This window comes from Azospirillum sp. FG154, assembly GCF_057809575.1.
On sequence record NZ_JBMDKF010000002.1, the window covers coordinates 302,812 to 315,705 of the forward strand.

The following is a 12,894-nucleotide window of genomic DNA, read 5'->3' on the forward strand; positions in this document are numbered from 1 at the left end:
TCGTCTGTTTGATCCCCCCATATTTACCCTGTTTTGCCGACGGGGCGGTCAACTTTTCGCAGGGTCATGGGTGGGGCGGATGGAAAAGACGTCCGCTCTGTGCATCCTTCTGAAACATGCTATTGGCTGAGGCCACACGCGCCAACCGACCAGCAGGCGGCAAAATGAACCGGAACCAACGCAGGGCCGCCAACACGAACGCCAAGGGGGGCAAGGCCGCCGCCGCGCTGTTGGCGCAAGCCGTGCCGCTGCATCAGGTCGGTCGGCTGGCCGAGGCCGAGGCGCTCTATCGGCAGGCTTTGGCGGCCCACCCCCGCCAACCCGACGCGCTGCATCTGTTGGGCATGATCGCCTGCCAGACCGGACGTTTCGCCGAGGCCGCCGATCTGATTGGACAGGCTGTGGCCGCGAACCGGACAGCGCCCGATTATCACGCCAATCTGGCCTACGCGCTCCAGGCCCTGGGGCGGGCGGAGGAGGCCGAAGCGGCGGCCCGCGCCGCCCTGCGCCTGCGCTCTTCCTTCCCGGAAGCAGCCAACACGTTGGGCAACGCCCTGAACACGCAAGGGCGGTTCGATCAGGCCGCCGACGCCTACCGCGAAGCCCTGCGAACCCGGCCCGACTACGCCGAGGCGCTGGGCAATCTGGGCGCCGTCCTGCGCACGCTGAATCGTTCGGGCGAGGCCGAAGCGGTGTTGCGGCAGGCGTTGGCGCTGGCCCCGCGTCTCGCCGACGCCCGCGCCGCCCTTGGCCTCGCCCTGCTCGATCTGGACCGGAACGACGAGGGGGAGGCCGTTTTGCGCGAGGCGCTGCGCCAACGCCCCGATCACGCTGGGGCGTTGCTGGCTTTGGCGGGAGTGGCGCAGCGTCATGGCCAGACCGTCGAGCCGCTCTATCGGCGTTACATGACCCTGCAACCATCCGATGCGGAAGCCTGGAACGGCTGGGGACTGGATCAGCAAAAGCGTGACCGCGTTGACGAGGCCGCCGCCGCCTTCGCCAAGGCCCTGCGGTTGGTCCCGTCGATGACGGAAGCCTTGACCAATTTGGGCAGCGTGCGCCGCTTGCAAGGGCGCTGCGCCGAGGCGGCGGCCCTGCAACGCCGGGCGCTGGATCTGCGGCCCGACTACGCCGCCGCCCATTCCAACCTTGGTCAAGCCCTTCAGGATCTGGGCGACGACCGGGCGGCGGAAAACAGCTACACCCGCGCGTTGGAGTTTGATCCAAAGGAATCGACCGCCCGTTTCAACCGCGCCCTGCTGCGGCTGCGTCATGGTCGCCTGAAAACCGGGTGGGAGGATTACGCCGACCGTTTCACCTCTGGGCGTTTGGGGCGTTCACGCGAATTTCCCATGCCGGAATGGCGGGGCGAGGATTTGACCGGGCGCCGTTTGCTGCTGTGGGCGGAGCAAGGGTTGGGCGACGAGCTTATGTTCGGGTCGGTCCTGCCCGATCTGGTTGGTCGGGTCGGCTTCCTCATCATCGAATGCGATCCCCGGCTGGTTCCGCTGCTCCAGCGCTCCTTTCCGTCCGCGCTGGTCCGGGCGCCGACCCTGCGGCCCGATGACGCGGATCGCCATCTGCCCTTCGGCTCGCTGCCGCGCCTGCTGCGCGGGCGGTTGGCCGATTTCCCGGCGCGGTCAGGCTGGCTGGTCCCGGACCCGGCGCGCGCGGCGGATTGGCGCGGGCGGTTGGCCGGTTTGGGGCCGGGGCTGACCGTCGGCGTCGCCTGGACCAGCCGCCGGATCACCACGGAGCGGCGGGCCGCCTACACCACGCTCGACCAATGGGGGCCGCTGCTGCGCCTGCCCCATCTGCGGATCGTCAGCCTTCAGTATGACGGGCGGGAGGACGAGATCGCCGCCGCCGAACGTCGTTTCGGCGTGACCATCCATCGCTGGAGCGATCTGGACCAAACCGCCGATCTGGAGGGGACCGCCGCCCTGATCGCCGGGTTGGATCTTGTGGTGACGGTGGCCTCCTCAGCGGGCGAATTCGCCGGAGCGTTGGGCGTGCCGGTCTGGCGCCTTGGCGGCCTGGATTGGACCCATCTGGGGGCGGCGACCCGCCCCTGGTTCCCCAGCATGCGCAGTCTGCGTCCGCTGGTCGGTGGCGGACTTGATGGGGCAATTTTCCAGGCGTCTCAAGATATTCTACGTTTTTGTGGAGGTGATTTGTGAGCGTAGACGCATGGTTTTCCGAAGCCCTGCGCCTGCACCAAACGGGCGCTCTCGACGCGGCGGAAGCCTTGTACAGCAAGGTTTTGCGCGCACGCCCCAAGCACGCCGACGCGCTTCATCTGCTTGGCGTCCTTAAGCATCAGATGAATAAAAATGATGAAGCACTTGAATTTATTGATAAAGCAATCCGCCTTGACCCCAAACCCGCCGATTTTCACGGCAACCGGGGGTTGGCGCTCCAGGCGCTGGGTCGGCTGACGGAGGCGGTGGCGGCGCAAGAGCGCGCCATCGCCCGCAACCCCAACCACGCCGGGGCGCGGTTCAATTTGGGGCTAGCCCTGGCGGCGCTGGGGCAACGTGAGCACGCGGTTCTTCAATACGCGGAGGCGGCGCGGTTGGCCCCCGATCTGGCGGACGCGCACCTCAATCTCGGCGCGCTCCTGCATGATCTGGGGCGGTTTGAGGAGGCGGTCGCCGCGCACCGCCGGGCCGCCCAACGCTTGTCCAGCGACCCGCGCCCCTGGAACAACCTCGCCGCCAGCCTGAACGCCTTGGGCCGGGCCGGAGAGGCCGCCGACGCGCTGAGCCAAGCGCTGGCGCGCGGCGGCGCGGCGACCAGCGACGCCGTCGCGTTGGCTGGTCTCGCCGCCAGCCTGCACGCCGCCGGGCGGTTGGAAGAGGCCGCCGGGCGCTACATCGACGCGTTGAGGATTGAACCAGAAAATCCGATATTTTTGAACAATTTCGGCCTTCTTCTTCAAGCGATGAATCAACCGAACGACGCCGCGTCTTGCTTCGACGCGGCGATGGCGATAGACCCGAAATTCGCCGAACCCTGCGACAATCTCGGCTCGATCCGGGCCGCCCAAGGCCACCCGACGGAGGCCGAGGCCCTGCACAGCGCCGCACTGGCCCGCAAACCCGATCTGGCCGGGGCCTGGAACAATCTGGGCAACGCCCGCAAGGCGCAGGGTCGGACACAAGCGGCGTTGCCCGCCTGGCGGATCGCCGCCGCGCTGGAACCGGGTCGGGTGGAGGTTCACTCCAACCTCGGCAACGCTCTGCGGGAGGAAGAATGTTTTGCGGAGTCCGAAGCGTGCCACCGCCGCGCGCTTCGCCTCAACCCCGGCGCCGCCGTGCCGAACAACAATTATGGCCACGCCCTGCAAGGGCGGCAGGACTTTGCCGGGGCCGTTCCCTGCTACCGCCGCGCCGTCGCCCTGGATCCGGCCTACGCCGAAGCCTGGAGCAATCTTGGTCTGGCCGGGCAACGGCTGGGCGACCCACAGGCCGAGCGAAGCTATGACCGGGCGCTGCGGCTGCGGCCCGATCTGGCGCTGGCCCATTTCAACAAGGGGCTGTTGCGGTTGGAGCGTGGCGATTTGGCCGCTGGTTGGTCAGGCTACGCGTGGCGTTTCGCCTCCGGGCAGGTGGGGGTTGGGCGGCAACCGCGCGCGCAAGCGTGGCGGGGCGAAGATCTGACTGGGCGTCGCCTGTTGATCTGGGGAGAGCAGGGGGTGGGCGACAGCATCCTGTTTTCCGGTCTGTGCGCGGAAGTGGCGGCGCGAACCCGCTCCACCATCCTTGAGGTGGACCGGCGTCTGGTTCCACTTTTCGCGCGCTCTTTCCCCGGCGTCCTGGTGCGGGCCGAGGCCATTGACGGGCAGGGGCGGGAGAGCCGGGCGATCGCCGATTACGACCGCCATGTCCCGATGGGGTCGCTGGCGCGCGTGACCCGTCCCGGCCTGCCCGCGTTTCCCGCCCGACCCTCCTGGCTGGTTCCCGATCCGGCGCTGGTCGCGCAATGGCGGGATCGGGTGGCCAAACTGGGCGGCGCTTTGACCGTCGGCATCGGCTGGCGCAGCCAGTTTCTGACGGCGGAGCGTCGCGCCGCCTATCTTGATCTCAACCAGTGGGGAGCGCTGTTCGCCATTCCCGGAATCGCCTGGGTGGTTCTGCAATATGGCGATTGCGCGGACGAGATCCGGCAAGCCGAGGCGCGTTTCGGCGTTCGTCTGCACCGCTGGGACGATCTGAACCTGAAGGATGATTTCGATGGGGTGGCGGCGCTGATCGCCAATCTGGATTTGGTGATTTCGCCCGCCATGTCGGTTGGCGAGCTGGCGGGGGCGCTGGGCGCGCCGGTCTGGCGTTTCGGCACGCGCGACTGGACTCAACTGGGAGCGCGGGCGCGCCCATGGTTTCCGACGATGCGGCTGTTCCAACCGCGCGCGGGCGAGGCGTTGCCCGACACGCTGGCCCAGATGGCCGCCGACTTGCGCCGACTTGCGCCGTCAGAGGCGGCCAAAGCCGGGCCACCGTCGCCCGCCGACCCAAAGCTTTTGGCGGGGCTGCTGGGCGAGGGGCTGCGGCATCACCAAGCGGGGCGGTTGGCGGAGGCCGACGGCTGTTACCGCCGCATCCTGGCCTTGGATGGCGATCACGCGGACGCGCTGCATCTGTCGGGCGTCATCGCCCACCAGCAAGGGCGCAACCCGGAGGCCGCAGCCCTGATCGAAAGGGCCATCGCCCAACGGGGGGAGGTCGCCGAGTATCACGGCAATCTTGGATCCACGCTCCAGGCGCTTCACCGTTTGCCCGAGGCGGTGGCGCGCTACGAAACCGCGCTGCGCCTGCGCCCGGTCCACCCGGACGCGCTGAACAATCTGGGCAGCGCGCTTCAGGCGCTGGGCCGCTTGCCGGAAGCCGAGGCGCGGTATCGCGCCGCCTTGGCGCAGCGCCCGGATTTTCCTCAAGCGCTGGCCAATCTCGGCACCCTCCTGCACGCCATGGGGCGGAGGGTCGAAGCTCTGGCCTGCTTGAGTGACGCCGTGGCGCGCGATCCCCAGGCGCTCGACGCCCGGCTTGGGCTGGGCGCGCTGCTGAACGATCTGGGTCGGGCGGTCGAAGCCGCCGAACAGTATCGGGCGGCGCTGGCGTTGGCCGAGGACGACGCCGACGCCCACGCCGGTTTGGGCGTCGCCCTGTTCCATCTGGGCCGCCGCGCCGAAGCGGCGGACAGCCTGCGTCAGGCGGTGAATCTGGGCGGCGACCGGGCGGCGACGCTGGATTTGTTGGGGGCGATCCTGCGCGGATTGGGCGACCCGGCGGCGGCGGCTTGGCACCGGCGGGCCATCGCGCGGGAGCCGGATCGGGCGGCGACCCACGCCAATCTTGGCCTCGCGCTGGCCGGGCAGGGGCGGATTGAGGCCGCCATCGAACAGCACCGCCGCGCCCTGGCCCTGTTCCCGGCCTTCGTCGAGGCGCTGAACAATTTGGGCGTCGCCTTGCAAGGGCGCAGTGAAACCATAGACGACGCCATCGCCTGCTGCCGCCGCGCCGTGCGCCTGCGCCCGCAATCGGCGGAGAGCTGGGGCAATCTGGGAGCGTCCTTCCTGACCGGCAAGCGCTACGACGAGGCTGTGGCCGCTTGCCGGAACGCTCTCGTTCTGGCCCCGGCGCTGGCGGGGGCCTGGACCACCGGCGGCGCGGCGCTGAAAGGTTTGGGCCGCTTTGGCGCGGCGGCGGCGCGGCATCGCCGGGCCTTGCGGGTGACGCCCGGTCACGCGAAATCCTGGTCCAACCTTGGAACCGCTTTGGCCGGCGATTCGCGGTGGGACGACGCGCGAGCGGCGCTGCGGCGGGCGTTGGCGCTCAACCCCGCCTTGGCCGAGGCCCATCTCAACATCGGACACGCCGCGCAGGTTCTCGGGGCCACGCGGGAAGCCCGGCTGGGAGCGGAGCGGGCGTTGATCCTGATCCCGGATCGGGCCGACGCGCGGATGAACCGGGCGCTGCTGCGGTTGGCGGCGGGGGATCTGGCCGGGGGGTGGTCGGATTACCAACAGCGCTTCGCCAGCGGGGAGGCGCAGGCCCGACGCTTCGCCCTGCCCGAATGGCGGGGGGAAGACCTGGCCAGTCGGACCATCCTGGTTTGGGGAGAACAAGGGCTGGGCGACGAGATTCTGTTCGGCACGGTTTTGCCCGATCTGCTGGCGCGTGCCGGGCGGGTGATCGTCGAATGCGACCCGCGTCTGGTCCGCCTGTTCGCCCGCGCGCTGCCCGGCGCGTTGGTCCGTCCGCCGACGGTCGATCCGCGCGACGCCGATCACCACGCGCCGATGGGCGACGTCGCCGCGCGCCTGCGGCCCAGCCTTGCCGCCTTTCCCCCGCGCGTTCCCTTTCTGACGCCGTCGCCGGAGGACGCCCAGCGCTGGCGCGACCGTCTGGCGGCGTTGGGGCAAGGATTGACGGTGGGGGTTTGTTGGCGCAGCAGCCGGGTCACGGCGGAACGGGCCGGGGCCTACAGCCGCTTGGCGCAATGGGGAACGTTGTTGACCTTGCCCGGTCTGCGGCTGGTCAATCTGCAATATGACGAGTGCGCCGAGGAGTTGGCCGAGGCGCGGCGCCGCTTCGGCGTCGCCCCCCATGTTTGGCCCGATCTGGATCTGCGCGACGATCTGGACGACGTGGCGGCGCTGATGGCCGGGCTGGATCTGGTGGTGACGGCCCCGACGTCGGTCGGGGAACTGGCGGCGGCGGTGGGAACCCCGGTCTGGCGACTGAGCGGGGCGGGGGACTGGTCCACGCTGGGCAGCGCGGTTCGCCCCTGGTTTGCCACCATGGGTTTGCGCCAAGCTGGGGACGGCCATGACGCCGCGCTGGCCGAGGTCGCGCGGCGCCTGCGCCGGTTACAGGTCGCGAAAGCCCCGGCCCTCTAGAACCAGACGGCGCAGCAGCGGCGACAGTTCCCAATGGCTGCCGCCAAACCGGGCGTGGTAGCCCTCGACGGCCTCGGCGATCACCGGCAAACCCACCTGATCGGCCCAGAACAGCAGCCCGCCGCGATGGGCGGGAAAGCCGTAGCCGTGCAGCCAGATCGCGTCCACGTCCACCGGGCGGGCGGCGATTCCCTCATCCAGGATCTTGGCGGCCTCGTTGACCATGGCGTAGAGGCAGCGATCACGGATCTCGTCGTCCGACACCACGCGCGGGACGAGTCCCCGTTTGGCGCGGTCGGCGGATATCAAGGCGTCCACCGCCGGATCGGGGATGGCGACCCGGCTGCCCGGCTCGTAGCGGTAGATCCCGGCGTTGGTCTTTTGGCCGAAGCGCCCCTGTTCGGCCAGCGCGTCAAGCCAATTGACCGCTTGAGCGTCGGGATCGCCGGATTTGCGCCGCTCCTCGCGGATGCGCCAGCCGACGTCGATGCCCGCCAGATCGGTCATGGCGAAATGGCCGAGCGGAAAGCCAAACTCCGTCAGCACCCGGTCGGCCTGCTGGGGCGAGGCGCCCTCGTCCACCAGCGCCATGGATTCCCGCCCGCGCTGGTGCAGGATGCGGTTGCCGACGAAGCCATAGCAGACGCCGACCAGAACGCCGACCTTGCCAATCCGCCGCGCCAGATCCATCACGGTGGCCAGCACGTCGTCCGCCGTTTGCGCCCCCCGGACATTCTCCAGCAGGCGCATCACGTTGGCCGGGCTGAAGAAATGCATCCCCACCACGTCTTGCGGGCGGCTGGTCGCGGCGGCGATGGCGTTGACGTCCAACGTCGAGGTGTTGGTGGCCAAAATCGCCCCCGGCTTGCACACCCGGTCCAACTCCCCAAAGATCCGACGCTTGATCTCCATGTTTTCAAAGGCCGCTTCGATCACCAGATCGGCGTCGGCGAGATCGTCGTAGGACAGGGTGGGGCGGATCAACGCCATGCGGCTGTCCACCTGCGCGTCGGTCAGCTTACCCTTTTTCGCGCTGGCTTCGTAATTGCGGCGGATCGCCTGAACGCCCCGGTCGAGCGCTTCGGCGGCGGCGTCAAGCAATCGCACCGGAAAGCCCGCGTTGGCGAAGCACATGGCGATGCCGCCGCCCATGGTGCCGGCCCCGATCACGGCCACCGCGCGCACGTCACGTTTAGGCGTGTCGGTGGGCAGGCCGGGGATCTTGGCGACCTCCCGTTCGGCAAAGAAAGAGTGGATCAATCCGGCGCGCTGGGGCGACTCCATGCAGGCGAGAAACAACTCCCGCTCGCGCGCCACGCCGTCGGCGAAGGGCAGGGTGACGGCGGCCTCGACCGCGTCGACGCAGCGGTGCGGCGAAAACAGATGGGGCGCGCGCTTGGCCAGGACGGCGCGGCGCTCCGCGAACAGCGCCGGGTCGATGCCGGTGATTGTGTCGGTCCGCGCGCTGGTCGGGCGAGGCGTCCAGCCCTCCGCCAAGGCGCGTTCGGCCAGACGCAGGCCCGCGTCCAAGGCTGAATCGCTGTCATCGACCGCGTCGATCAAGCCAAGCTCCAGCGCCGTCGCCGCCGTCACCGGATCGCCCGACAGGATCATGTCCAGCGCCTTGGCCGGACCAATCAGGCGCGGCAAGCGTTGAGTGCCGCCAGCCCCTGGCAGAAGCCCGAGCTTCACCTCCGGCAAGCCCAGCTTGGCCGACCGCAAGGCCACGCGGAAGTGACAGGCCAAGGCGACCTCCAGCCCGCCGCCCAACGCCGTTCCGTGGATCGCCGCGACGATGGGCTTGGCGCTGGCGTCGAAGGCGGCGATCACCTCGGGCAGGATCGGCGGCTGGGACGGCTTGCCGAACTCCCGGATATCGGCCCCGGCCATGAAGGTTCGTCCGGCGGCGGTCAGCAGCAGGATGTCCGCCTCCGCGTCGGCCAACCCGGCGTCCAGCGCGCTCCGCAGGCCGCTGCGGACGCCGACGCCCACCGCGTTGACTGGCGGGTAATCAACGGTGATGACGCCGACGCGACCGACGCGCCGATAGGACACAACGCTGCTCACCATGATCGTCTGAACTCCCAAAGGGCGGATTCGGTTGGATGATTGTTGACGGGACGGGGCAGGCCCGGATGGTCAGTGTAGCAGACGAAAGCAGAGATGCAAGTTTTCGGAATTTAATTTCATTAAGCGGAATTTGATGAATCTCGATTTTTAACTCATAATATTAGTTATGGAAAATACGAGAGGGTTTGAGAAAAATGCGCGCTCTGGCGCAGGATGTGCCCGCCTATGCCGTATAACCTAACGTAAGCAACCTGGAGCGAACGGACACGGGCGTGGAGCCTTGGGCAGATGAGGCGGTTTCTGACGAGGCGCTGATGGCAGACGCCGCCGCCGGAGACAGCAAAGCGTTCGGAATTCTCACGCGCCGTCATCTGCGCCGCAGCATCGCCTTGGCCCAACGGGTCTCGGGCAACGCCAGCGACGCGGAAGAGATCGTGCAGGATGCGTTTCTTCAGATCTGGGCCAACGCGGATCGTTGGCGTGGCGATGGCACACGTTTTACAACGTGGCTGTACCGCATCGTGGTCAATCGAGCCATCGACTATCGGCGACGGCGGACCTTTGCCCCGCTTGACGCCGCCGACGAGATCGCCGACCCGGCCTGGAGCGCGGAAACATTGGTGGATGGCCGCAAGATTGGGGCGGAGGTGGACGCGGCGATCGCCGCCCTGCCGGAACGGCAACGCGCCGCCCTCAGTCTTTGCTATCATGAGGAGATGACCTGCGCGGAAGCGTCGGAGGTTCTCCAAGTGTCGGTGTCCGCCATGGAAAGTCTTCTCGTGCGGGCGCGCCGCGTGGTGCGCGCCCGTCTTCAACCCCTGATCCGTCAGAAGGACGGCGCACGGCCATGACACTCAAAGAGTTCACCCGTTATGCCTCGCTCCACGGCGCTGATCTTGATCGCTGGCCGGTCAAAATCGTTGACGCCGCCCGAGATTTTCTTGATCGCAGCGAGGAGGCGCGCAACGTCCTGGCCGACGCCGCGCTGACCGATGATTTGTTGAATCAGGCGACCATTCCCCATGTGTCGGCGGAGCGCGAACAGCGGGTGTTCGACCGGATCGCCGCACGAATCGCTGAACAGACTGCGCCGGATTTCGTGCCCTGGTTCCTCGCGAAATCCCCGATCCGCATCGCGCCGATGGCGGGGTTTCTCGCCATGATGGGATTTCTTGGGTTCCTGTCCTACACTCAGGGGCTGTTGCCCATGCCCAGCTCGACACCGTCGCATGACTTGTCGGGCGTGATGATCGTCAGCTATTTGGGAGAGATACGATGACGCCGCCGCCTCTTCGGCGCCGTTGGCCCTGGTTCCTTCTGATCGGCTCCTTGGCGGTCAACATGTTGGCCGGGGGCTTTGTGGTCGCGTACGCCCTGCGTCCGCCGCCTCCGCCGCCGGGGCCGGAACACGCGCTGGGGCATTTCATTGAACGGGCGGCGGAACGTCTGTCCCCCGAAGACGCGGCGATTTTGCGCCGCGCGCTGGAAGACGCCCGCCCGCTGTTTGTGCGGATCCACGCCGCGCGCGGTGATTTCGGGGCGCGGATGCGCACCGAGTTGATCGCGACTCCGTTCAATGCGGAACGGGTGCGGGCGCTGTTCGACAGCAACCGGGCCGCCGACGACGCTCTGCGCGCTGAGATTGAGGCCCGCGTGGTGGAAACGATGAAGCGCCTGTCGCCGCAAGGCCGTTTGGGGTTGGCGGAAAGCCGGATGCCGCCTTGATTTCGCACGCGTTGTTCTGTTGATGGAAGGGCCGGAACCGTTGGAGTTCCGGCCTTTTTTGTTTCTGGCCGCTACGCGGCCCGCGCGCTGCGCTCCAACAAAGCCAACAGCCCTGCCAGCAACTCGGTAGGCCGAGGCGGGCAGCCGGGGATGCGCAAATCGACGGGAATCACCGTCTCCACCGGGCCGAGGCAAGCGTAGGATCCGGCGAACAATCCGCCGTCAATCGCGCAGGCCCCGCAGGCCACCACCCATTTGGGATCGGGCGTCGCCTCCCAGGTCCGGCGCAGGGCGTCAGCCATGTTTTTGGTGACAGGCCCCGTCACCAGCAGCACGTCGGCGTGGCGAGGCGAGGCGACGAAACGCAGACCGAAACGTTCCAGGTCATAGAGCGGGTTGTTCAAGGCGTGGAGTTCCAACTCGCAACCGTTGCAAGACCCGGCGTCCACCGCGCGGATCGACAGGCTGCGGCCCAGCCGCGCCTTGGCGGCGCGGTCCACCTGCCCCGCCAGTTCGGCCAAGCCGTCGGGCGACGGATCAGGGGCGGTTTCCGTCACCGGACCGCCGGTCAGCGACCGCAGGATGTGCTTGAACATGGTCCGCCTCCCCTACAGGTCGTGGCCGGAATAGGAACAATTGAAGGATTTGTTGCACAACGGAAAATCGGCGACGATGTTGCCCTCGATGGCGGCCTCCAACAGCGGCCATTGGAACCAGGAGGGATCGCGCGGGTGGCAGCGCTCCACCGTTCCGTCGGCGGCGATCCGCACCCAGGTCAGAATCTCGCCCCGGAAGGATTCGACCAGCGCCATCCCCTCGCCTCCCCCGCTCGCCTTGGCGTGGTCCAGGACATGGTTCAAGGCGAGCAGCGGCGGCGGGGTGATGCCGTCGGGGCCGCGCGGCACGCCGGGCATGCGGCGGACGATCTGCTCGACCAACGACAGGGACTGTTCGACCTCGCGGATGCGGATCCAGACGCGCGCGTTCACGTCGCCCTCGGTCAGGACGGGAACCTCGAACTCAAGATCGCTGTAGGGGGCGTAGCCGGGCGATTTGCGGGCGTCCAGCCCCCGGCCCGACGCCCGCCCGACAGGACCACCGGCGCCAAAGCGGTTGACCAGCCCGGTGTTGACGATCCCGGTGGACACCGTCCGGTCCTGCAAAGACGCCTTTTCGTCGTAAATGGCGACCAGCGGGGCGAAGCGGCGGCGCAACTCGACGGTCAGGTCGAGCAGCCGTTTCGGCCCGGTTTCGGCGATGTCCGGGAAAACGCCGCCGGGGACCACGCAATCCATCATCAGCCGGTGGCCAAAACAGGCGTCGGCGGCGCGCAACACGGCCTCGCGCAATTGGCTGAGTTCGGCCAGCATGAAGGCGAAGGCGGCGTCGTTGCAGATCGCGCCAATATCGCCAAAATGGTTGGCGAGTCGCTCCAACTCCGCCATCAGGGCGCGCAGCCACAGCGCGCGCGGCGGGACCGAGAGAGAGAGAGCGGATTCGACCGCGCGGGCGAAGGCGATGGAGTGCGCGACCGTGCTGTCGCCCGACAACCGGGCGATGATCCGCGCCGCCTCCAACACCGGCTTGCCGCGCGTCAGCCCCTCGATCCCCTTGTGGACGTAGCCAAGCCGCTCCTCCAACCGCGCCACGGTTTCGCCGTTGGCGGTGAAACGAAAATGGCCGGGTTCGATGATCCCCGCATGGACCGGGCCAACCGGAATTTGATGCAGGCCGTGGCCTTCGCTTTTCAGGAAGGGGTAGGGCGCGGTTTCCGACGTGGCGCCTTCCTCCGGCGTCTGGGCCAACGGATGACGCACGCCCCAGCGCCCATGATCCAACCAGGGGCGCGGGTCAGTGATTCCCTCAGCGATCAGGCCGAACAGGTCGCAGGCGGCGCGCTCCAACCGGATGGCGGCGGGGCGGACGGCGGACAGGCTGGGGAACCGCCCGTCCGGGCATGGCAGGCTGACCAGCCCGACGTCGCCGGACAGATCCTCGCGCAGAGCGGCGTGAACCGTCAGGACGTCGGCGTCACGGTCGCCCCACAGGCCCAGCAGCGACCAGTTGTTTTGCCCCAGATGGTCGATCAACAGCCGCCAACCGGCGCGGTCGGTGACGTGGCGCGGCCAGGGCCGATGGTTCGGCGCCGGGCGGCCAAGGCGGTTGAGCAGACCGAACAGGGGTTCTTCGCCGTACAT

8 protein-coding genes are annotated in these 12,894 nt (G+C 68.1%); 5 read left to right on the forward strand and 3 right to left on the reverse strand.

The window, feature by feature from the left end; translation table 11 throughout:
* The first annotated feature begins 164 nt into the window (after window positions 1–164).
* Together ACODS4_RS03560 and ACODS4_RS03565 are read left to right on the forward strand one after the other, a co-directional pair.
* A complete protein-coding gene (locus tag ACODS4_RS03560) occupies window positions 165–2,180 on the forward strand; it encodes a tetratricopeptide repeat protein (protein ID WP_488860785.1) in 2,016 nt (671 codons plus the stop codon).
* A complete protein-coding gene (locus ACODS4_RS03565) occupies window positions 2,177–6,901 on the forward strand; it encodes a tetratricopeptide repeat protein (protein WP_488860787.1) in 4,725 nt (1,574 codons plus the stop codon). Before ACODS4_RS03560 ends, ACODS4_RS03565 begins: the two co-directional genes overlap by 4 nt.
* Here the strand turns inward: ACODS4_RS03565 and ACODS4_RS03570 are convergent.
* On the reverse strand, window positions 6,872–8,971 hold the full coding sequence (locus ACODS4_RS03570; protein ID WP_488860789.1) for a 3-hydroxyacyl-CoA dehydrogenase NAD-binding domain-containing protein: 2,100 nt from the start codon (window positions 8,969–8,971) through the stop codon (window positions 6,872–6,874). The genes ACODS4_RS03565 and ACODS4_RS03570 overlap by 30 nt on opposite strands.
* 314 nt (window positions 8,972–9,285) lie before the next feature.
* Between ACODS4_RS03570 and ACODS4_RS03575 the strand changes: the two genes are divergently transcribed.
* From ACODS4_RS03575 to ACODS4_RS03585, 3 genes are read left to right on the forward strand one after another with little or no spacing between them, the layout of a single operon-like run.
* Window positions 9,286–9,822 carry a sigma-70 family RNA polymerase sigma factor gene (locus tag ACODS4_RS03575; protein WP_488860791.1) on the forward strand — a complete coding sequence of 179 codons (537 nt, stop codon included), beginning with the start codon at window positions 9,286–9,288 and terminating at the stop codon, window positions 9,820–9,822.
* Complete coding sequence (locus tag ACODS4_RS03580; RefSeq protein ID WP_488860793.1) at window positions 9,819–10,250, forward strand: hypothetical protein; 432 nt, start codon at window positions 9,819–9,821, stop codon at window positions 10,248–10,250. The genes ACODS4_RS03575 and ACODS4_RS03580 overlap by 4 nt, the downstream gene beginning before the upstream one ends.
* Window positions 10,247–10,696, forward strand: coding sequence for a periplasmic heavy metal sensor (locus tag ACODS4_RS03585; RefSeq protein ID WP_488860795.1), 450 nt, complete (start codon window positions 10,247–10,249; stop codon window positions 10,694–10,696). Before ACODS4_RS03580 ends, ACODS4_RS03585 begins: the two co-directional genes overlap by 4 nt.
* A 71-nt stretch (window positions 10,697–10,767) precedes the next feature.
* On the opposite strand, the gene ACODS4_RS03590 is transcribed toward ACODS4_RS03585, so the two are convergent.
* Both ACODS4_RS03590 and ACODS4_RS03595 read right to left on the reverse strand, forming a co-directional pair.
* Window positions 10,768–11,292: an NADH-quinone oxidoreductase subunit B family protein gene (locus ACODS4_RS03590; protein ID WP_488860797.1), complete on the reverse strand. Its 525-nt coding sequence runs from the start codon at window positions 11,290–11,292 to the stop codon at window positions 10,768–10,770.
* A 12-nt stretch (window positions 11,293–11,304) separates the two neighbouring features.
* Window positions 11,305–12,894 carry a hydrogenase large subunit gene (locus ACODS4_RS03595; protein ID WP_488860798.1) on the reverse strand — a complete coding sequence of 530 codons (1,590 nt, stop codon included), beginning with the start codon at window positions 12,892–12,894 and terminating at the stop codon, window positions 11,305–11,307.